We start from the raw sequence: 21,283 nt of genomic DNA, 5'->3' as shown, positions 1-21,283 counted from the left end.
GCTTACAGCTGCCCGGCGGCGGCCATTTTGGTGTACTCATCGGTGAAGCGCAGTTTGAGGTTACCCGCATCGCCCCAATTGCCCGCAGGCGTTGCCACGCCAACCACATCGGCGCTCGGCGCGCCCTCGCCCAGCAAACCGTGCTTAAACGAGAACTCGGCGACCATCTGCATGGTGGCTTTGAGCTGTGGGCTTTGGACGAAATCGAGGGTGGTTTTGGCATCGCTAAACAGATGCGTGGCGGCCAGCTGCTGGTCAAAGCCCGCCAGATCGGTGCCGGAAGCCTGCGCCATTTGTGTACGTGCCGCTTTAGCGCTGTCGGTTGGGCCGGACATGGTTTTCAACGTTTCATACCATGCGCCGGTCAGCGCTTTGCCGAGCTGCGGATACTTCTGCAGCGTGGCGCTGTTGACCACCAGCAGATCGAGGATTTCGCCAGGAATTTGCGCGGAAGAGAAAATCAGATGGCTGTTCGGCTGCTTCTCCGCTTCGGCGAGCAGCGGATTCCAGGTAACGATAGCGTTGACGTCGGCGGTGCCGAACGCCGCCACCAAATCGGCATCGGCGGTGTTCACCACTTTGACGTCTTTCTCGCTCATGCCGGATTTCTCCAGCGCCCGCGCCAGCAGGTAATGCGAAACCGAGAGTTCGACCAGATTGATCGGCTTGCCTTTCAGCGCTGAGAGGTTGCCCGCGCCTTTTAGCAGAATGCCGTCGTTACCGTTGGAGTAATCGCCGACGATCAGCGCCGTGCTATCCACGCCGCCGGTGGCCGGAATGGTCAGTGCATCCATGTTGGTCATGGTGCAACCCGCAAAACCCCCGGCGGTGTATTGATTCACCGACTCGATGTAGTCGTTAACCTGCACAAACTGGATATCGATGCCGTATTTGTCGGCCCATTTTTTGACGATGCCGCTCTGCTGCGCGTAATCCCACGGCATCCAGCCCGCGTAGATCGACCAGCAAATCTTAAAGGAGGGTTTGTCGGAGGCCAGCGTGTTGACGCTGAACAGCGTGATGGTGCAAAGCAACAGCAGGCGAAGGCAGGCTTTGATCATGATGGTTCCTCTGGCGTTAACGGACGAAAAAAAGCAGGAGGCGGCGAGCAACGTTCTCGCTTTCCTCCCGGGCTTTTTTCCCGCCGTGTAACCGTCAGAGGACGGTCGGTCACTCTCGGACCAGCATCTTTCGACCGGAACCCTAGTGACCCATTGCAAATTGTCTGGCGACCTCGGGTTGCCCGCTATCGCTCCTGCATCTGCGTTAACACATACAAAATAGATGCCAAGGTTATATCCCGCTGAAAACCATCGGTTATTCACCCACCGTGCGTCGCCGCACTGCTGGCATTGCACAGATAAGCAGCGCGCGCGCACCACCGTGAAGCAGTATGCCGGTGAGGACGTTGACGCTTCTCGCAATTCACAACCGGCACTGAAAAAACTTTTGCTTTGCGATCATGTGGTTATTACACATTGATGACACGCCAATCCGAACCAATTAAATATTGGTTCACTTCTTGCCTACGCTAAGAAAGCTGCCGAATTCGCCTTTCATCAGGAAAAGTGCTGGATACGCGGCGATTACCGATCTTTTTCTGATGCATAAGCAGGCGAACCAATTATGAATGACACGCCAGAAACCAGCCGCAACTCCAGCACCGCACTTGAGCAACTGCGCCAGCTGATTCAGCAGCAGGAGCACACGCCCGATCGCGCGCTGCCCACCGAACGTGAGTTAGCCGAGCGGTTTGGCATCGGTCGTCGTGAAATTCGCCGGGCATTAGATGTGCTGGAAGAAGAGGGCCGCATCTGGCGTAAACAGGGCAAAGGCACCTTTGTTGGGCCCTCCGCGCCAGTGCAGCCGCTGGTGCTACAGGATCTGCCACAGCAATCGAATCTGCTTGAAGTGATGGAAGCGCGTTTACAGCTGGAGCCGGGGCTGGCACGTCTTGCCGCCCTGCGCGCCACCAAAGAACAAATCGCCTTAATGAAACGCCTGCTGGAGCGCATGCACGCCATCACGCCGCCTGAAGATGGCGATCAGCATGAACTGTGGGACAGCGCCTTCCATCGCGCCATCGCCGAAGCGGCGGGCAATCGCCTGATGCTCGGGCTGTTTGATGCCGTCGATGCGGTGCGCCGCGATCCCGGCTGGCAGCATTTGCGGGTGCAGGCGCGTACCCCGGCACGCCTGGATAACTATGACACCCATCATCAGCGGCTGGTGATGCACATCGCCCAGCGCCAGCCCCATGAAGCGGCAGCGGCGATGCGTGAGCATCTGCTTGCGCTGCAACAGGCGCTGATGGAAACGCTCTATTCCCGTCAGGAGGAAGCGCCATGACCGCACATCCCGTTTTATCGCTGCGCAATCTGCGCGTGCAGTTTCGCGGCTCGCCGGTCACGGTACTGGATGATATTTCTCTGGAGCTACAGGCGGGAGAAACGCTGGCGCTGGTCGGTGAATCGGGCTGCGGCAAAAGCATCACCTCACTCACGTTAATGGGTTTGCAGCCTGACAGTGCGCAAATCTTGCAGGGCGACATGCTGTTTGATGGCCGCGATCTGCGCCAACTCAGCAGCAGTGAATACGCCAGCCTGCGTGGCAACCAATTGGCGATGATTTTTCAGGAACCGATGACCTCGCTTAATCCAGCCTTCACGCTTGGCGATCAGCTGAGCGAAGCGGTGAGGCGCCATCGCAAAGTGAGTAAGCGCCAGGCAATGGACGCGGCGCTGGCGATTCTGCAAAAAGTGCAAATTCCAGCAGCGGAACAGCGGCTGAAAGCCTATCCGCATCAGCTCTCCGGCGGCATGCGCCAGCGCGTGATGATTGCCATGGCGCTGATCAACCAGCCAAAACTGTTGATTGCCGATGAACCCACTACCGCGCTCGATGTCACCATTCAGGCGCAAATTCTGGCGCTGTTAAACACCCTAAAACAGGACACTGGCACCGCAGTATTGATGATCACGCATGATCTCGGCGTGGTAGCGGAAGTGGCGCAGCGCGTGGCGGTGATGTATGCCGGTCAGGTGGTTGAGAGCGGCAGCGTGGAGCGTATTTTCAACGATCCGCAGCATCCGTACACCATTGGCCTGATGGGCTCAATTCCCAGCCTGAGCGCGCGTGAAGGGGCGTTAGCTACCATTCCCGGCCAGGTGCCGTTGCCGGAAAACATGCCGGCTGGCTGCCGCTTTGCCACGCGTTGCCCCTTCGCCGAAATACGCTGCCACCAGCATCGTCCGGCGTTGCGCGCACTGGCGAACGATCATCAGGTGGCCTGTTTCCGCGCTCCGTTAGAGCAACACGTCACGCTGGGAGAAAGTGCATGAAGCCGATTTTAGAGTGCCGCGATTTAAGCAAAACCTTCTCCACCGGCAACCGGCTTTTTTCACGCAATCGCGGCGTGACGGCGGTCGATCGCGTTGCGCTACAGGTGATGCCGGGCGAAACGCTGGCGATTGTCGGCGAATCCGGTTCCGGTAAATCGACGCTGGGACGTTTGCTACTGCGTTTATTAGCCGCCAGCGCCGGCGACGTGTTCTATCAGGGCGAAAGCATCACCGATGCCAGCGGCGCGCGACTCAATCAGCTGCGTCGCGAATTGCAGATTATCTTTCAGGATCCGTTTGCCTCGCTCAATCCGCGCATGACGGTGCAGCAGATTGTTGGCGAACCTTTGTGGCTGCATGAAAAGATGAGCCGCGATCAGCGCCACGCGCGCGTCGCCGAACTGCTGCGCACCGTTGGCCTGCCTGCGGCCTGGGCCGAACGTTACCCGCACGAGTTTTCAGGCGGTCAGCGCCAGCGCATTGGTATTGCCCGCGCGCTGGCCTCACAGCCGAAATTACTGCTCGGCGATGAGCCGGTTTCAGCGCTGGATGTGTCCGTGCAGGCGCAGGTGGTGAATCTGCTTGAGAGCCTGAAACAGCAGTTTGGCCTGACGATGGTGATCGTGGCGCACGGTTTGGCGGTAATCCGCCATATGAGCGATCGCGTGGCGGTGATGTATCTCGGTCAGATTGTCGAACTGGCCAGCGTCGATGAGATTTTTGATGCGCCGCTCCATCCTTATACGCAAGCGTTGATTGCCTCCGCGCCACAAATGCAGCCGGGCGTCAGTCGCACCATCCCAATGCTGCAGGGTGATTTGCCCAACCCTGCAGATCCCCCGAGCGGCTGCCGTTTTCATACCCGTTGTCCCTATGCCACAGCGGAATGTCGCCAGTTTGAACCGATTAATCAGGTGCTGAGCGGCGGCCGTCAAATTGCCTGTCACCGCTGGCAGGAGATTAACCGCGATCGCAGCGTCATCACCCTTGCGCCACCTTCCGCCGCTTTTTTACGTCGCCGCGCCCTGTTTGAGCAGGCGGTGAATCAGCAAGCCTAACCTCTGGAGATACACCGTGAAGCAAGCTCGTCATACGTTATTAACCGCCCTCAGCGGTCTGTTACTGCTCGGGGCTAGCGCCCACAGCCAGGCTGACAGCGTGATTCGCATCGGCCTGGGCGCCGATCCCGACATGCTCGATCCGCATCTGGCGCGCACCTATTACGGCCGTTTTGTGTTTGCGGCCATGTGCGATCGTTTGGTCGATGTTGACCAAAACCTCAAAGTGGTACCGGGTCTCGCGACCGATTGGGCGTGGAGCGAGGACGGCAAAACGCTGACCATGAATCTGCGCAGCGGCGTGACCTTCCACGATGGCGAAAAATTTGATGCGCAAGCGGTGAAATTCAATATCGAACGTGCGCAAACGCTGCCGGGTTCGCTGCGTAAAAGTGAAATCTCCTCGATTGAAAGCGTGGAAGTGAGCGGCCCGATGCAGGTGAAGTTCCACCTGAAAAACCCGGATGCGGCGCTGCTGAGCCAGCTGACCGACCGCGCCGGAGCCATGCTGGCACCGGAAGCGGCGAAAAAGCCCGATTTCGCCGCTCATCCGGTCTGCTCTGGCCCGTATCAGTTCGACAGCCGTGTTCAGCAGGATCGCATCGTGCTGAAGCGCTATGACAATTACTGGAATAAAGGCGCCTATCACTTCGATAAGGTGATTTTCCTGCCGATCCCGGATGCTTCAGTGCGCCTCGCGAACCTGCGTGCCGGCGATTTGGATCTCACCGAAGGCGTGGCCGCCAGCGATGTGAAAACCGTTGAAGCCGATAGCAAACTGGCGCTGGCAAAAGTCACAGGTCTTGGTTACCAGGGCATCACTTTCAATATCAACAACGGCAAAGTCGATGCTAATAGTCCGCTGAAAGATGCGCGGGTGCGTGAAGCGTTCTCACTGGCGATTGACCGTGATGCGCTGAACCAGGTGGCGTTTGAAGGCTTATATACGCCAGCCAATCAGGCGTTTTCACCGGTCAGCGCGTATCACGTCAAAACACCGATCGCACCGCGCGATGTTGAGAAAGCCAAAGCACTGCTGAAGGCTGCGGGTGTTACCACACCGCTGAATCTGACGCTGCTGGTCAGCAATAACCCGACCGCGCAACAGGTGGGCCAGGTGATTCAGGCGATGGTCGGTGAAGCCGGTTTCAACCTCAATCTGCAAATGAGTGAGTTCGCCACCCTGTTGGATCGCCAGCAGCGCGGGGATTATCAGCTTAGCCTGTCGGGTTGGTCTGGTCGTCCGGATCCGGACGGCAGCATCTATTCGTTTATTAACAGCAAAGGCACGCTCAATGACGGACGCTACAGCAATGCGCAGGTCGATGAGTGGCTGAATGCCGCGCGTCTTACCAATGACCAGGCACAGCGTCAGGCGCTGTACACCCAGGTGGTGAACCAACTGCAAAGCGATATGCCGATTGCTTACCTCTACTTTGAGCCACGCATTTTTGGCATGTCGAAAAAACTGCAGGGCTTCAAAGCCTGGCCGGACGGATTGGTACGTTTGGCTGGCGTAAGTCTGGCGCAGTAAACCGCTAAGGAGCGAGGATGCTGGAACTGATTGTAAAACGGCTATTGCTGGCCATTCCGACGCTGCTGCTGGTGAGCATTATGGTATTCGCACTGCAAAAGCTGCTGCCGGGCGATCCGGTGCTGGCGATGGCGGGCGAAGAGCGCGATCCAGCGGTTATCGCCCAGCTGCGGGCGGAATATCATCTGGACGATCCGATTCCCGCGCAATATTTCGCCTGGATGGGTAATGCGCTAACCGGCGATTTAGGCATGTCGCTGCGCACCAAAGAGCCGGTGACGGCGCTGATCGCCAGCAAATTGCCGGTCACGCTGGAATTGTCATTGCTGGCGATGATTATCGCGCTGGTGATTGGCATCAGCATGGGCATCATCGCCGCAGTGCGCAAAGACAGTTGGGTCGATCACACCACCAACTTTGTCGCGCTTTCCGGGATTTCAGTGCCTCACTTCTGGCTCGGTATTCTGCTGATTTTGCTGTTTTCCGTGCACCTGCAATGGCTGCCGGCATCGGGTTTTGTGCCGGTTAGCGAAGATGTGGCGCAGAACCTGAAAACGCTGCTGCTGCCGGCGCTGGTGCTTGGTACCGGACTGGCCGCCACGTTAATGCGCCACACTCGCGCTTCAATGATCGCCGTGCTGAAAGCGGATTACATTCGCACCGCACGCGCCAAAGGGCTGCTGGCAAAGAAAGTGGTGCTCAAGCATGCGTTGCGTAATGCGCTGATGCCGATTGTTACTCTTACCACGCTGCTGTTTGGCGAGTTGCTGGGTGGCGCGGTGCTGACCGAGCAGGTCTTCACGCTGCCCGGCTTTGGCAAGATGATTGTCGATGCGGTATTCAACCGTGATTACGCCGTGGTGCAAGGCGTGGTGCTGGTGGTGGCGATTGGCTTCTTGCTGCTCAATCTGCTGGCTGATGTGCTCTATATGATCATTAACCCGAAAATGCGAGGCTGACCATGAGCGAGGTATTAACCGCTGGCGCACTGCCTGCAGTGGCAAAGCCGAATCGTCGGGTGCTGAAAAAGTTTCTGCGTAATAAAAGTGCGCTGATTGGTGCGGTGATTGTGCTGCTGTTTGTCGCCGTGGCGCTGCTGGCACCGTGGCTGGCACCGTTTGATCCCATTAAAGCCAATTTCCTTGCGGTGCGCAAAGCGCCAACGGTGCTGCATTGGTTCGGCACCGATGAGCTGGGGCGCGATATTTTGTCTCGCCTGGTGTGGGGCGCGCGTGCTTCGCTGCTGGCGGGGTGCATTTCGGTGCTGATCGCCATTCTGATTGGTGTGCCGCTTGGGTTGATTGCCGGTTACTGGCAAGGCTGGTGCGACGGCATTATTTCGCGCTTTATCGAAGCGCTGCTGGCATGCCCGTTTCTGATTCTGGCAATCGCGCTGGGAGCGTTTCTCGGCCCGAGCTTATCAAACGCTATGATTGCCATCGGTTTATCTGCGATGCCGATTTTCGCGCGCTTGACGCGCGGCCAGGTGATCGCCATACGCCACGAAGAGTACATTGACGGCGCGCGAGCGATTGGCCTGCCCGATCGCTGGATCATCCTGCGTTACGTGCTGCCCAATGTGCTATCGCCAATTCTGGTGCAGGCCACGCTGGCGATTGCTTCGGCGATCATTACCGAAGCCAGCCTCTCATTCCTTGGCCTCGGCCAGCAACCGCCCTCGCCTTCATGGGGCGCGATGCTGAATACCGCCAAAGGCTTTCTCGAACAGGCGCCGTGGATGTCGATTTTCCCCGGCCTGGCTATTTTTCTCACTGTGCAGGGCTTCAACCTGCTGGGCGACGGTTTGCGCGACGCGCTCGACCCACGTGATGACTCACACTAAGGAACGATCATGAGTGAACTGGATTTTAACGTCAGCTATGCCTCACACCGCGTACCGATGATGGGACGCAACGCGGTTGCCACTTCGCAGCCGCTGGCGGCGCAGGCCGGGATGCGTATGTTGCAACAGGGCGGCAATGCGGTAGATGCGGCGATTGCCAGTGCAATGGCGTTGACCGTGCTGGAGCCTAGCGGCAACGGACTCGGCAGTGACGCCTTTGCGATTATCTGGGATGGCAAACAGCTGCACGGTTTGAATGCCTCGGGCCGCTCGCCCGCCGCATGGAACCCGGAACGCTTTGCCGGACGCGATGCCATGCCGGAAATTGGCTGGGAAGCGGTCACCGTGCCGGGCGCGGTTTCGGCGTGGGTGGAGCTGGCCGAACGCTTTGGCACGCTACCACTCACCACGCTAGCGCAACCGGCCATCGAATACGCGCGCGATGGTTTCCCGGTTTCACCGCTGATTGGTCATCTGTGGCAGCGCGCCTACCAAAAGCTGAAAGATCAGCCCGGCTTCGTCGAGTGCTTTGCGCCCGATGGACGACCGCCGTGTGCCGGCGAGCTGTTCCGTAATCCGGCGCAAGCCGAAACGCTGCAAAAAATCGCCGAAACGCGCGGTGAAGCCTTCTATCGTGGCGAGCTGGCTGAAAAGATAGTGGCGTTTGCTGAGCAGCATGGTGCGGCGCTGAGCCTTGATGATCTGAAAAATCATCGCGCCGACTGGGTAGAATTGTTATCGCGTCCGTTTGCGGGCGGATCGGTGCAGGAATTGCCGCCGAACGGTCAGGGCATTGCCACCCTGATTGCGTTGGGCATTCTTGAGCAGTGGGATATTGGTCGCTATGAACCGGATTCGGTGCCGTGGCTGCATCTGTCGATTGAAGCGATGAAGCTGGCGCTGGCCGATCTGGATCGCTATGTCAGCGATTACGATCACCTCGAGTTCCCGGCAGAATTGCTTCTCAGTGATGAGTATTTAAAACAGCGCGCGCAGTTGATTAATCCCGATTGGGCCGGAGATTTTACCTTTGGCTCCCCGCAGCAGAGCGGCACAGTTTATCTTTCTACCGCCGATGCCAGCGGCATGATGGTTTCCTTTATACAGTCAAACTACATGGGCTTCGGTTCTGGCGTAGTGGTGCCGGGCACCGGCATTAGCCTGCAAAATCGTGGCTGCGGTTTCTCGCTCGATCCGCAGCATCCCAATGTGGTCGCCGGCGGCAAACGTCCGTTCCACACCATCATTCCGGCGTTTGCCCTCGACGGTGACGGCCAGCCGCTGATGTCGTTTGGCGTGATGGGCGGCCCGATGCAGGCGCAAGGTCATTTGCAGATGGCGCTGCGCATCATGCAGCATAAGCAAAACCCGCAGGCAGCGATTGATGCACCGCGCTGGCGCGTTGAGCAAGGACGTGCGGTGGTGGTTGAACCCGGCATCGACCGTAACGTGCTGGCGAAGCTGCGCGAGATGGGGCACCAGATCACGCTGGAAGATCCTTTGCTCGGCTATAACTTCGGCGGTGCGCAGGCGATTGTGCGCGATCCGCAAGGCTTCTATATCGCCGCCACTGAAAGCCGTAAGGATGGGCAGGCGCTGGTGTTTTGATTTAACGTGTTAAAACGGTCACCATAATGGGTGTAATGCCGATCAGCTAAGCACCTTATTAAATCACCGCACATTCCGTAGCGGCGCGATTTATCGCGCAATAAATTGCGCCGCTACAATATGTGCTCTCGGTAATTATGGGTTTTCATGTCTTAACTGACGAGCATTACACCATAATGGGTGACCCTGGAATTCCGCCATTTCCTTATCGGGTGCGCATTTATGCGCACCAGGCAAACGCCGCCCGTTGTACCCGTCAGGCCATTGCACTATTCTTTAGGACCATTCCCATCGAATCGAATTAGCCATAACAGGAGTTCATCATGGCGTCAGGAATTTCTCGCATCTGGATGCGTACCGGCATGCTGATGGTCAGCGCGTTAGTGGTGCTGCAACTCACAGCCTGCGGTGACAAAGAGGGCGATCAGCGTAAAGCGTTCAGTGACTTCCTTCAGAACACGGTGATGCGCAGCGGCGAACATCTGCCAAGCCTGAGTGAAAACCAAAAGCAAACCTTCGGCAACTACGCCAGCGACTACGCCATCCTTTATGGCTTCTCGCAGCAGACCAATCAGGCGATTGAGCAAAGTATGCGCCCGGTGGTTGATGAGTTAGCAGCGATTCGTGTACCGCAGGATTACCTCACGCGTCGCGATAGCCTGCGCCAGGCCAGCGGCAATCTGAGCGTGCTGACCCAGCAGATTCAGAGCGCCAAAATGCAGGCGGACAGCAGCAAAGCCACCCTGAAGCAGCCGGATGATCTGAAGAAAGTGTATGACGCGGCCTACGTCAAAGTCGTGACGCAGCCAGCTAGCACGCTGATTCCGCTGCTGCCACAGCTGCAGGCGCTGAGCCAGGCAGCCGTGCAAACCGGCGACTATCTGCAATCGCAAGGCACGCGTGTAACCTTCAACGATGGCGGCGTACAGTTCCCAACCCAGGATCAGGCAACGCAATACAACACGCTGATGAGCAATCTCTCCAGCAACGCGCAAGCGCTGACGCAAGCGCAAAATGCGGTGCAAGGCGGGTTGTAACAGCCGAACTATTTTAGTGGTCGCCATCAATGGCGACCCTGAAAGTCTGTTGTCCCTTTCCAGAATTTCGTCACTTCCTTACAGCTCACTTGTCTGCTGCAGCATATTGTGATCTGGCGCATTTTCGACCAAAAATAGTTTGTGACATTGATCACACTTACACAACAAAGCGCCCACCTTAAAAGGTGACTTAAGTCACATTCATCGCCTTGTTTTGCTTAATTTTTCGGCATCGTTGCTTTCTTACAGCGCCTTTTTGTGATCGATGTCACCTTATTGCCCCCCAACCACCCCAGCTTAGCGTGATTTGCATCACACTTAGGTGCAGCTCTACGCAGCGTAATAAACTAGTGCTAGAGTCCGCGTGCATACAGTAATGCCACGGCCCCCGCCGTAACGTTCAAACAAAAACAAACGCGCTCTCTTATTGCAGCGCGTCTCAATAAGGGGTGGGTTTATGTCCTCATCAGTAAAGGTCAAGGTTCAGAGCTTTGGTCGCTTTCTGAGTAATATGGTGATGCCTAACATCGGTGCGTTTATCGCATGGGGTATCATCACTGCGCTGTTCATCCCAACCGGATGGATTCCAAACGAAACGCTGGCGAAACTCGTCGGCCCAATGATCACCTACCTGCTGCCACTGCTGATTGGTTTCACCGGTGGACGTCTGGTTGGCGGCGATCGCGGTGGCGTGGTCGGTGCGATCACCACCATGGGCGTGATCGTCGGTGCCGATATGCCGATGTTCCTCGGCTCCATGATTGCCGGTCCGCTGGGCGGCTGGGCAATCAAATCCTTTGACCGCGTTGTTGATGGCAAGATCAAAAGCGGCTTCGAGATGCTGGTTAACAACTTCTCGGCCGGTATCATTGGTATGCTGCTGGCGCTGCTGGCGTTTGTCGCTATCGGTCCACTGGTTGAAGGCCTGTCACACATTCTCGCCGCGGGCGTGAATCTGATGGTGCAGAACAACCTGCTGCCGCTGACCTCAATCTTTGTTGAACCGGCGAAAATCCTGTTCCTCAATAACGCCATCAACCACGGCATCTTCTCTCCGCTGGGTATCCAGCAGGCGAGCGAGGCGGGCAAATCAATCTTCTTCCTGATTGAAGCCAACCCAGGTCCGGGTATGGGCGTGCTGGTTGCCTACATGGTATTTGGTCGCGGTAGCGCCAAACAATCTGCAGGCGGTGCAGCGATCATCCACTTCCTTGGTGGTATCCACGAAATTTACTTCCCATACGTGCTGATGGCGCCGCGTCTGTTGCTGGCGGTTATTCTCGGCGGTATGACTGGCGTATTCACCCTGACACTGCTGAACGGTGGCCTGGTCTCTCCGGCTTCTCCAGGTTCCATCCTGGCGGTGCTGGCGATGACGCCAAAAGGCGCTTACTTCGCGAATATCGCTGCCATTATCGCTGCGTTTGCCGTCTCTTTTGTGGTCTCAGCTATCCTGCTGAAAACCAGCAAAGTGAAAGAAGATGACGACATCGAAGCGGCGACGCAGCGCATGCAGGATATGAAAGCGCAGTCAAAAGGTCAGGCTGTTGCCGGTTCGCCAGTCGCTGGCGATGCGATGAGCGTTGACCTGAACCACGTGCGTAAAATCATCGTAGCCTGTGACGCCGGTATGGGTTCAAGTGCGATGGGTGCGGGCGTGCTGCGTAAGAAAGTGCAGGACGCGGGTCTGAGCAATATCTCTGTCACCAACACGGCGATTAACTCGCTGCCGGGCGACGTTGATCTGGTGATTACCCACCGCGATCTGACCGAACGTGCAATGCGTCAGGCGCCGCAGGCGCAGCACATTTCGCTGAACAACTTCCTTGATAGCGCGCTGTACAGCAACCTGACCGAACGTCTGGTGGCCGCTAACCGCAGCGAAGCGCGTCGTGAAACCGTGCAGACCACGCTGGCTGACAGCTACGACGAAGGCAACGCGCACCTGTTCAAACTGGGTGCAGACAACGTGTTCCTCGGTTTGAGTGCCACCCATAAAGAGCAGGCGATTCGCTTTGCGGGTGAGCAGCTGGTGAAAGGCGGCTACGTGCAGCCGGAATATGTTGACGCGATGCTGGAACGCGAAAAGCTGACGCCAACTTACCTCGGTGAATCCATTGCTGTGCCACACGGTACTGTAGAAGCGAAAGACCGCGTGCTGAAAACCGGCGTGGTGTTCTGTCAGTATCCGGCGGGCGTACAGTTTGGTGATGAGCCAGAAGACGTGGCGCGTTTGGTGATTGGTATCGCCGCTCGCAATAACGAGCACATTCAGGTGATTACCAGCCTGACCAACGCGCTGGATGATGACAGCGTGATTGAGAAGCTGGCCAATACCACCAGCGTGCAGGACGTGTTGGATCTGCTCTCGGGCAGCACCGTCAAAGCGTAATACCCCGTTTTACCTTCCCTGGGGCGGGTAAGCCCGTCCCACATTTCCGGGGCGGACTTGCCCGCCCTTTCGTCATTTGATATGGGTCAAATTTATGAAAGCGTTACATTTTGGAGCAGGTAACATCGGTCGCGGTTTTATCGGTAAGTTACTGGCAGATGCCGGCATCGAGCTGGTGTTTGCTGACGTCAATCAGGTGGTACTTGATGCCCTTAACGCCCGTCATGAGTATCCGGTTCATGTGGTTGGCGAACAGGCAAAAGTCGAAATCGTAACAGGCGTGAGCGCCGTTAACAGCACCAGCGATGACATCGTTACGCTGATTGCTGAGGTTGATATCGTGACCACGGCGGTTGGCCCGCAGATTCTGGAGCGCATCGCCGGTGGCGTCGCGAAAGGTCTGGCCAAACGCAGCGACAGCGGTAATGTGCGTCCACTCAACATCATCGCCTGTGAAAACATGGTGCGCGGTACCAGCCAGCTGAAACAGCACGTGCTAAAAGCGCTGCCAGAGCAGTATCACGCATGGGTTGAAACGCATGTTGGCTTCGTGGATTCCGCGGTAGACCGCATCGTGCCGCCGTCCGAAGCGGGCACCACCGATCCGCTGGAAGTCACCGTGGAAACCTTCAGCGAGTGGATTGTTGATAAAACCCAGTTCAAAGGGGAATTGCCGAACATTCCTGGCATGGAATTGACCGACAACCTGATGGCATTCGTTGAGCGCAAGCTGTTCACTCTCAATACCGGTCACGCCATCACCGCGTATCTCGGCCAGCTGGCTGGTCACGCTACCATTCGTGACGCGATTCTCGATGAGAACGTGCGTGCGGTAGTGCAAGGCGCGATGCAGGAGAGCGGCGCCGTGCTGATCAAGCGTTATGGTTTTGAAGCCGATAAACATGCTGCCTATATCCAGAAAATCCTCACCCGCTTCGAAAACCCGTACCTGAAAGATGACGTTGAGCGCGTCGGTCGTCAGCCGCTGCGTAAACTCAGCGCGGGCGATCGCCTGATCAAGCCAACGCTGGGCACGCTGGAGTATCAGCTGCCGCACGATAATCTGGTTCAGGGCATTGCCGCCGCGATGCACTATCGCAGCGAAGCCGATCCGCAGGCGCAGGAACTGGTCGCGCTGCTGGCAGAAAAAGGCCCGCAAGCCACGCTGGCGGAAATTTCTGGCCTGGATGCCAACAGCGAAGTGGTCACCTCAGTGGTGAGCGCTTACAACGCTATGGCATAATGCGCGCCCTTTAGTGGTTAACTCGGGCGCGCTTGCGTGCCCGCTGGCGGTAGCTGAACGATGCAGGCAATGATGGAAGAGAAGCAGGCTTTTGAAAACCGGGTGCTTGAGCGCCTGAACGCCGGTCGTTCGGTGAGAAGCTTCCTGATCGCCGCCGTTGAGCTGCTGACCGAAGCGGTTAACCTGCTGGTGCTGCAAGTGTTTCGCAAGGACGATTACGCGGTTAAATACGCGGTAGAACCGCTGCTGCTGGGTGATGGTCCGCTGGGCGAACTCTCGGTTCGCCTCAAGCTGATTTACGGCCTGGGCGTGATCAACCGGCATGAGTACGAAGATTGTGAACTGCTGCTGGCGCTGCGTGAGGAGCTGAATCACGATATCAGCGATTATCGTTTTATCGACGATGAGATCCTCGGCCCGTTTGGCGAACTGCACTGCGTGGCCGCCTGGCCACCGCAGCCAGACTTCAACCGCGACGACGACCAACTGCGCTCCATGCAGCAACAGCGCTATCTGCAGATGGTGCGTTCAACCATGGTGCTGTCGCTCACCGAGCTGATTTCACGGATTTCGCATAAGCAGGTGTTTAAAAAGCCGGCGCTGTAGTTTTCGTATGAACAAGCGCGATGAACCGTGCCGCTGCGGATAAGTGCGCGTGAGACATCTACGTGTTAAATCAGCACGCATTGTCGCGGCGCGATTTATCGCGCGAAGTCATGCGCTGCAAAGTTGCCTGAATTTGATGTATCCTTTGCCTGTTTTCCTTAACGAGTTTTCCCCCAATGAAAGAACAAGAAAAAGCCGAGATCAAACTTCTGAGCGATCAGCTCGATGCGCTCAACCGCAAAGAAGCCCCGCTGTTAGCCTCTGGCGATGCCGAAAAGCTCGGTGAACTGCTGCGTGAAAAAGAGAAGCTGGAGCTGGAAATTGAGCGCCTGCGCGGTGTGCGCACCGAGAAGCTGAGCAAAGAAGCGCAACAGCTGCAGAAGCTGGGCTTTAGCCGCGAAATCACCAAAAAAGAACAAGCCAACATGGGCGCATTCAAGAAAAGCGTGCGCGGCCTGGTGGTGGTACACCCAATGACCGCGCTCGGACGTGAGATGGGACTGAAAGTGATGACCGGCTACGCGAAGCAGCCGTTCTAATCTTGACTTACGCGGCGTGTGAAACGTCGCGTAGGATGCCCGCCGCCTGATGAACTTGTTCATTCAGACTGTCCAGCAAGGCATAGCGACGGCGATACTCGGCGCGCTTCTTGCTGGCAATCTCTTCCAGATCTTTACGCTCTGCGCGTAACGGCAACGCAAATAGCTCATCGGCCCGCGCCACGCCACCCAACGACAACCAAAACTCGCTGTAGCTGGCAAAGAACTTATCGCCTTTACTGTGACGATAGCGCAGGCTGCGAAACACGTGCGTGGTATCGCCAACGGCGGTGATCGCTTCAACGCCACACTGTTCAGCCAGATTAAATACTGCTTCCATCAACAGACGTTTTGGGAATACGCCATGCGCCGCTTTGGTGGCATCGCGAATCACATCGTTGGAAATATGCTTACGCGGTCCCTGCAATCCACCAATTAATAACGTGCGCTTCTGCTGTTCGCGAATAATTGAGAAAGAGAGCGACGCAATTAACTGCGTTTCATAGCGCAATTCCAAAGTAATTTCACCTTCACGGTCAAAGCGGCCCGGACAGCAGTGAATCACATACGTCTCATCATTTTTGCCGCTCAGGGTGGCCAGCAAATTATCACCCGGACTCTGCAACAGCTGACGCAGCGTCGCATTATCTAACTGATCCATCAACGTATAGTGATCGATGATCGCCTGTGCGCGCTGCGCCACGCTGAATCCCGCACGCAGATAAGGACGATGTGGCTTCGCCGGCAGCAAACCCTGCATGGTCAACAGCTGTGGTAACGCAGATAATTGCGCCAACTGGTGCAGGTAATTAAAGGTAGTTACTGGAAACACCAGCGATCTTAAGGCAAATTTCGCGCGAAATCTTCCGCTATTCCATAATTTATTTGGCCTGAACTTTCCGCTTATTAACGGCAAAAATAGCGGTGCTGACGAATCATTATTCGTCACAGAAGTTGCGATAGTAGACATGATTATTTAGGCTTGACGAGACAAATTATCGCCACTATATGCCCCAAATTATCAACGGCAGGTTAATAGCTTTCGCAGCGGAATAGTCGTGTGCGGGAATATTCAGGTCGTTTAGAAAGGGTTTATAAAGGCGAAAAAAAACCGGTGAAGAGATCACCGGTTTAGTGCGTTGCGGCTATCGCCTGAACTTACTTCGCAGCAGCGAAACGTGCTGCAGCTTCGTCCCAGTTCATTACGTTCCAGAATGCTTTGATGTAATCAGGACGTTTGTTCTGATACTTCAGGTAGTAAGCGTGTTCCCACACGTCCAGACCGATGATCGGCGTGCCTGAAACGCCAGCAACGGCTTCACCCATCAGCGGGCTATCCTGGTTTGCGGTTGAAACCACAGCCAGTTTGTCGCCTTTTTTCACCAGCCACGCCCAGCCTGAACCGAAGCGAGTAGTCGCGGCTTTCTCAAACTCAGCCTGGAAAGCTTCAACGCTACCGAAATCTTTTTCGATGGCGGCTTTCAGGTCGCCCTGCAGCGAGGTGCCCAGCTTCAGACCTTTCCAGAAGAAGCTGTGGTTAGCGTGGCCGCCTGCGTTGTTACGCAGTGGGCCTTTTTTGTCTGCTGGCAGCTGATCCAGTTTGGTGATCAGCTCTTCTACCGGCAGGTCAGCGAATTCGGTACCTTCCAGCGCAGCGTTAGCGTTGTTAACGTAGGTCTGGTGGTGTTTAGTGTGATGGATTTCCATCGTCTGCTTGTCGAAGTGCGGTTCCAGTGCGTCGTACGCATACGGCAGGGATGGCAGTGAATAACTCATGTTCTTCCTCTCCATTTTAGTGTTTTGCAGCACCACCTCACTGGGTGTGCCGCGTAAGCAGTCGGATCATTATAGTTAAAAACATGATCCGTAAAAGGGTTATCAATGCCTTAGAATTGATAAGGATTTGATGAATCTGGGAAAAGGTGCGCACGCACGGCTACACCTTGTGGCTGCTGGCGCGCAGTTTTAGCTGCACCGGCAGTTCATTGATGGCTGGCGGCTCATCACCTTTGAGCGCCGCCAGCAGACGTTTACCCGCCATGCGCCCCATCTCTTCATACGGCAGCACAATGCTGGTGAGCGGCGGCGAACATACGGCCGCCAGCGGACCGCCGCCGATGCTGGCAATCGCCAACTGGCTGGGAATCGCAATCCCCGCCGCATGGCACGCCATGATAGCGCCGCAGGCCACTTCGTCGCTGGTGCAAATCAGCACATCCAGCTCCGGCCAGGTCAGGCGAATTTCCGCCAGCAAGCTGTGCCCGGCGGCAAAGGTCGGCATTTTCGGTGAGGTCACCACGCGATGCGGCGCCTGATTCATCGCCAGCATGCCGCTGTGCCAGCCATTCAGCAGCTGGCGGAAGATGGTGTTATTACTCTGCGTGCACAGCAAACCGAGATTGCGATAGCCGCGCTCGACCAGACTTTGCACCAGTTGGCGAATCGCTTTGGCGTAATCGACACCAATGCTGATCCCCGCCGAATCCTGATGCACGCCGCCAATATCCATGACCGGCAGCCCGGAATTGCTCAGCAGACGATGCGCTTCGGCGGCGTTATCGAAATTGAAATGCACCATCGCCGCCGGATTATAGGAGAGCAACATTTCAATCAGCTCGCTCTCTTCTGCCGCCGAATGGTTGGCTTCAGCCAGCATCATGTTATAGCCCTGCGGCCGCAGCACTTCCTGTAGCGCTTCGGACACAATTGCACTGCCCGGCGTGGCAAACGATGGCACCACCATGGTGATCAGGCGTGATGTGGCCGATGCCAGATTGCTCGCCTGCACATTCGGCACATAGGAGAGCTCAATCACCGCCGCATCGATTTTGGCGCGAATTTCAGGCGACACTTTCTCCGGCATGCGTAGCGCGCGCGACGCTGTCATGGTGCTTACGCCCACCAAACGGGCAACATCGGCTAAAGTGCTTTTACCGGTACCGCGCCGTTTTTTTTCTGTCATGCGATCTCCTGCATTACTCGCTACTTTTTTGCCAGGACGCAGCTTAAAACCAAATCTGTTAACGCGCCATGTGAAAAACCACAGTTTCGGGCATGCCTCACCCCGCGATCTTTTCAGAATGATTGAGCATGTCAGGTGCTTGCAACCAAGACAAACGCACAGCAAGGAAATGTTAGCGATAACACGTTTTTTAACAATAACGGTGTTAGCGCTAACTTTTGCGACAATCATCACAGAAAACCGCTGAGAAAATAACCTACATTGCACTCCATCGACGAATAAACAGGAATGACTGATGCTCACTCAATGGCTAACGCCGCAACATATTCGGGTAGTCGAGCAGGTTAGCGTCTGGCAGGAAGCAGTGCGATTATCTGCCGAACCGCTGCTGGCCGCTGGGGCGATCAGCCCGGCTTATCTCGATGCCATCTTCACTTCGCATGCCGAACTCGGCCCTTACTACGTGCTGGCCCCGGGCCTGGCGATGCCGCATGCCCGCCCGGAACAAGGCGCGCGCAAAAACGGCCTGTCGTTGCTGCATGTGAAAAATGGCGTGAATTTTCAGGCCGATGAAAACGATCCGGTTTATGTGGTCATCATGCTGTGCGCGGTATCTGGTGACGATCACATTCAGATGATCACCGCCTTAGCGGACGTGTTCAGCGACGAATCCCGCCTGCAGCAGTTGCTGTCGGCTTCTACCCTGTCAGCGATTGAAGCTGTCATTGAAAATAAATAACCAGAGAACCCTATGATGAAAAAAGTCCTGATTGTGTGTGGAAATGGTTTAGGTAGCAGCTTTATTGTTGAAATGAACGTGAAGAAGATTGTGGCGGAATTAGGCAAAGAGGCAGAAGTGGGCCATACCGATTTAACCTCTGCGAAATCTGAACAGGCTGATTTAATCATTGCCGCAAAAGATATTGCCGACCAATTAGCCGGGCACAGCGCGAAAGTCGTTGGTCTGACAAACCTGCTGGATAATGCAAAGATTAAAGAAATTTTGGCTGAAAATATCTAACAACAGTTTATCCCGAAAAACTTTACTCACTATGGAGTAAGTTATGCTGCAGTTTATAATTAAGGATGTTCTTGGAACACCCGCTATACTTGTCGGCCTTTTTTCCCTGTTTGGTTTATTACTGCAAAAGAAACCGGTTTCTGATGTTATTTCCGGTACGCTTAAAACCATCATGGGTTTTGTTATTCTCATCGCCGGGGCCAATTTAATTGCGGCCACGCTGACCATCTTCAGTCAGCTGTTTGAGCACTCTTTTAATATTCAGGGCGTAGTGCCAAATACGGATGCAATGGCCGCGCTGGCGCAGAAAAGTTACGGCACCGAAACCGCCATGATCATGGTGTTTGGTATGCTGGTGAACATCTTGCTGGCGCGCATTACCCCGTTGAAATACATCTTCCTGACCGGTCACCACACGCTGTATATGTCGGCGATGCTGGCGGTAATTCTGTCAGTAGGCGGCATTCACGGCTTCTGGCTGGTGCTGATTGGTTCGCTGATTCTCGGCACCATGATGGTGGTTTGCCCGGCGATTCTGCAGCCGTTCACCCGCAAAATCACCAACTCGGACGATCTGGCGCTCGGCCACTTTGGCTCAACCGGCTATCTGCTCTCCGCGTTAGTGGGCAAAATGGTCGGTAAAGGCAGCCCGTCGATTGAAGAGCTGAAGGTGCCAAAAACCCTCAACTTCCTGCGCGACTCATCGGTAGCGATTTCGCTGACCATGATGATTCTGTTTATCGCGCTGGTTCTGGTTGCCGGTAAAGAATTCACCGAAAGCATCAGTGGCGGCCAAAACTACATTGTGTTCGCCATCATTCAGTCGATCACCTTTGCTGCGGGCGTCTATATCATCCTCGCCGGTGTGCGCATGGTGATTGCCGAAATCGTGCCGGCCTTTAAAGGTATCGCCGATAAGCTGGTACCCAACGCCAAACCGGCGCTGGATTGCCCAACCGTGTTCCCGTTCGCGCCGAACGCGGTAATCATCGGCTTCCTGTCGAGCTTCTCCGCCGGCTTGATCAGCATGTTCCTGTGTCCGCTGTTTGGTCTAAGCGTTATTGTTCCGGGTCTGGTACCGCATTTCTTCTGCGGTGCGACCGCTGGCGTCTACGGCAATATCACCGGCGGACGTCGCGGCGCTGTGATCGGTGCCTTTGTGCAAGGCTTGCTGATCTCCTTCCTGCCAGCGATTCTGCTGCCGCTGATGGGCGACCTCGGCTTCGCTTCCACCACCTTCGGTGATGCCGACTTCGGCATTGTTGGTATTGTGCTCGGCCACATTATTTCGTTCTTCCATTGATGTCATCAACAGCGCCTGCGGGCGCTGTTGTTGTAATGAGGAAATAAGTTATGCAAGCCAAATTCTCCCCCTCCTTAATGTGCATGGATCTCACGCGTTTTCGCGAGCAGGTTGAAGCGATGAATAGCACCGCCGCCTTTTATCATGTCGATATTATGGATGGCAGCTACGTGAAGAATATTACGCTGTCGCCGTTCTTTATTGAGAACCTGCGTAAAATTACCGATGTGCCGATTGATGTGCATTTAATGGTAAATCATCCCGAAGATATTATCCCGATGTGCATTGAGGCCGGCGCCGATATTATTAGCTTCCACCCGGAAACCGCTAATAACAAAATTTTCCGCCTGCTGATGCAAATTAAAGACGCAGGCCGTCGCTGCGGCGTGGTGTTAAATCCGGCCACACCGGCAGAAACTATTCGTGAATATGCGCACCTGCTGGATAAAGTCACGGTGATGTCAGTGGATCCGGGTTTCGCCGGGCAGACATTTATCCCGCAAACGCTGAATAAGATTCGCCAGTTGATCGCCATGCGCGAAGAGCACGGTTATCACTATCTGACCGAAATTGATGGTTCATGCAACGCACGCACCTTCCGGCAGATTGCTGCTTCAGGCGTGGATGTGTTTATTGTGGGCACGTCAGGTTTGTTTAATCTGGATGACGATGTCGCGCAGGCGTGGCAGAAGATGGAGAGCATTTTCGCCGAGGAAACCGCAGCTGCGTAAACCTGCACATATCGTAGCGGCGCAATTTATTGCGCGATAAATCGCGCCGCGACAAAATGTGCACA

General features: G+C 55.7%; 20 protein-coding genes and 1 riboswitch. Of the genes, 16 read left to right on the top strand and 4 right to left on the bottom strand.

Annotated features, from left to right (window positions below; translation table 11 throughout):
* Positions 1 to 2: 2 nt before the first annotated feature.
* Complete coding sequence (locus tag AAF463_RS00535; protein ID WP_350261368.1) at positions 3 to 1,061, bottom strand: putative urea ABC transporter substrate-binding protein; 1,059 nt, start codon at positions 1,059 to 1,061, stop codon at positions 3 to 5.
* A gap of 62 nt (positions 1,062 to 1,123) precedes the next feature.
* Positions 1,124 to 1,218: riboswitch (guanidine-I (ykkC/yxkD leader) on the bottom strand.
* A 408-nt stretch (positions 1,219 to 1,626) separates the two neighbouring features.
* Between AAF463_RS00535 and AAF463_RS00530 the strand changes: the two genes are divergently transcribed.
* From AAF463_RS00530 to AAF463_RS00475, 12 genes are all read left to right on the top strand, one after another.
* Positions 1,627 to 2,349: a FadR/GntR family transcriptional regulator gene (locus AAF463_RS00530; protein ID WP_192236857.1), complete on the top strand. Its 723-nt coding sequence runs from the start codon at positions 1,627 to 1,629 to the stop codon at positions 2,347 to 2,349.
* Positions 2,346 to 3,341, top strand: coding sequence for an ABC transporter ATP-binding protein (locus AAF463_RS00525; RefSeq protein ID WP_350261367.1), 996 nt, complete (start codon positions 2,346 to 2,348; stop codon positions 3,339 to 3,341). The genes AAF463_RS00530 and AAF463_RS00525 overlap by 4 nt, the downstream gene beginning before the upstream one ends.
* Entirely contained in the window at positions 3,338 to 4,399 is a 1,062-nt protein-coding gene (locus AAF463_RS00520; protein ID WP_101763817.1) for an oligopeptide/dipeptide ABC transporter ATP-binding protein, read from the top strand. Before AAF463_RS00525 ends, AAF463_RS00520 begins: the two co-directional genes overlap by 4 nt.
* A 16-nt stretch (positions 4,400 to 4,415) precedes the next feature.
* Positions 4,416 to 5,933 carry an ABC transporter substrate-binding protein gene (locus AAF463_RS00515; protein ID WP_192236854.1) on the top strand — a complete coding sequence of 506 codons (1,518 nt, stop codon included), beginning with the start codon at positions 4,416 to 4,418 and terminating at the stop codon, positions 5,931 to 5,933.
* A gap of 17 nt (positions 5,934 to 5,950) precedes the next feature.
* A complete protein-coding gene (locus AAF463_RS00510) occupies positions 5,951 to 6,892 on the top strand; it encodes an ABC transporter permease (RefSeq protein ID WP_137384873.1) in 942 nt (313 codons plus the stop codon).
* A 2-nt stretch (positions 6,893 to 6,894) separates the two neighbouring features.
* A complete protein-coding gene (locus AAF463_RS00505; protein ID WP_350261366.1) occupies positions 6,895 to 7,776 on the top strand; it encodes an ABC transporter permease in 882 nt (293 codons plus the stop codon).
* A gap of 9 nt (positions 7,777 to 7,785) precedes the next feature.
* Positions 7,786 to 9,384 carry a gamma-glutamyltransferase family protein gene (locus AAF463_RS00500; RefSeq protein WP_350261365.1) on the top strand — a complete coding sequence of 533 codons (1,599 nt, stop codon included), beginning with the start codon at positions 7,786 to 7,788 and terminating at the stop codon, positions 9,382 to 9,384.
* Positions 9,385 to 9,707: 323 nt separating this feature from the next.
* Entirely contained in the window at positions 9,708 to 10,421 is a 714-nt protein-coding gene (locus AAF463_RS00495; RefSeq protein WP_350261364.1) for a DUF3053 domain-containing protein, read from the top strand.
* Between the two features lie 457 nt (positions 10,422 to 10,878).
* The gene (locus AAF463_RS00490; RefSeq protein ID WP_101763823.1) at positions 10,879 to 12,813 is read left to right on the top strand and encodes a PTS mannitol transporter subunit IICBA; all 1,935 of its coding nucleotides are present in this window, start codon (positions 10,879 to 10,881) and stop codon (positions 12,811 to 12,813) included.
* A gap of 94 nt (positions 12,814 to 12,907) precedes the next feature.
* A complete protein-coding gene (gene mtlD, locus AAF463_RS00485; RefSeq protein WP_101763824.1) occupies positions 12,908 to 14,056 on the top strand; it encodes a mannitol-1-phosphate 5-dehydrogenase in 1,149 nt (382 codons plus the stop codon).
* Positions 14,057 to 14,116: 60 nt separating this feature from the next.
* Positions 14,117 to 14,662, top strand: a complete 546-nt coding sequence (gene mtlR / locus AAF463_RS00480) for a mannitol operon repressor MtlR (protein ID WP_206098224.1) — start codon at positions 14,117 to 14,119, stop codon at positions 14,660 to 14,662.
* A gap of 176 nt (positions 14,663 to 14,838) precedes the next feature.
* The gene (locus tag AAF463_RS00475; protein WP_007893377.1) at positions 14,839 to 15,201 is read left to right on the top strand and encodes a YibL family ribosome-associated protein; all 363 of its coding nucleotides are present in this window, start codon (positions 14,839 to 14,841) and stop codon (positions 15,199 to 15,201) included.
* A 7-nt stretch (positions 15,202 to 15,208) separates the two neighbouring features.
* Here AAF463_RS00475 and AAF463_RS00470 read toward each other — a convergent pair whose 3' ends face one another.
* The 3 genes from AAF463_RS00470 to AAF463_RS00460 all read right to left on the bottom strand — a co-directional run bounded on the left by AAF463_RS00470 (position 15,209) and on the right by AAF463_RS00460 (position 18,163).
* Complete coding sequence (locus tag AAF463_RS00470; protein WP_350261363.1) at positions 15,209 to 16,171, bottom strand: VirK/YbjX family protein; 963 nt, start codon at positions 16,169 to 16,171, stop codon at positions 15,209 to 15,211.
* 188 nt (positions 16,172 to 16,359) lie between these two features.
* Positions 16,360 to 16,977: a superoxide dismutase [Mn] gene (gene sodA, locus AAF463_RS00465; RefSeq protein ID WP_350261362.1), complete on the bottom strand. Its 618-nt coding sequence runs from the start codon at positions 16,975 to 16,977 to the stop codon at positions 16,360 to 16,362.
* Positions 16,978 to 17,137: 160 nt separating this feature from the next.
* Positions 17,138 to 18,163: a LacI family DNA-binding transcriptional regulator gene (locus AAF463_RS00460; RefSeq protein WP_101763827.1), complete on the bottom strand. Its 1,026-nt coding sequence runs from the start codon at positions 18,161 to 18,163 to the stop codon at positions 17,138 to 17,140.
* 295 nt (positions 18,164 to 18,458) lie between these two features.
* Here AAF463_RS00460 and AAF463_RS00455 point away from each other — a divergent pair, with 295 nt between their 5' ends.
* From AAF463_RS00455 to alsE, 4 genes are read left to right on the top strand one after another with little or no spacing between them, the layout of a single operon-like run.
* Complete coding sequence (locus tag AAF463_RS00455) at positions 18,459 to 18,902, top strand: PTS sugar transporter subunit IIA (RefSeq protein ID WP_350261361.1); 444 nt, start codon at positions 18,459 to 18,461, stop codon at positions 18,900 to 18,902.
* Between the two features lie 15 nt (positions 18,903 to 18,917).
* A complete protein-coding gene (locus AAF463_RS00450) occupies positions 18,918 to 19,184 on the top strand; it encodes a PTS sugar transporter subunit IIB (RefSeq protein WP_101763934.1) in 267 nt (88 codons plus the stop codon).
* A gap of 43 nt (positions 19,185 to 19,227) precedes the next feature.
* A complete protein-coding gene (locus AAF463_RS00445; protein WP_110867875.1) occupies positions 19,228 to 20,487 on the top strand; it encodes a PTS ascorbate transporter subunit IIC in 1,260 nt (419 codons plus the stop codon).
* A gap of 50 nt (positions 20,488 to 20,537) precedes the next feature.
* Positions 20,538 to 21,218 carry a D-allulose 6-phosphate 3-epimerase gene (gene alsE, locus AAF463_RS00440; protein ID WP_350261360.1) on the top strand — a complete coding sequence of 227 codons (681 nt, stop codon included), beginning with the start codon at positions 20,538 to 20,540 and terminating at the stop codon, positions 21,216 to 21,218.
* Positions 21,219 to 21,283: the final 65 nt, after the last annotated feature.

Origin of the sequence: Pantoea sp. BJ2, from assembly GCF_040255075.1 — a bacterium.
In the GTDB taxonomy this organism is placed as follows: domain Bacteria; phylum Pseudomonadota; class Gammaproteobacteria; order Enterobacterales; family Enterobacteriaceae; genus Pantoea; species Pantoea leporis.
This window is presented reverse-complemented; position numbering and strand designations above follow the sequence as displayed.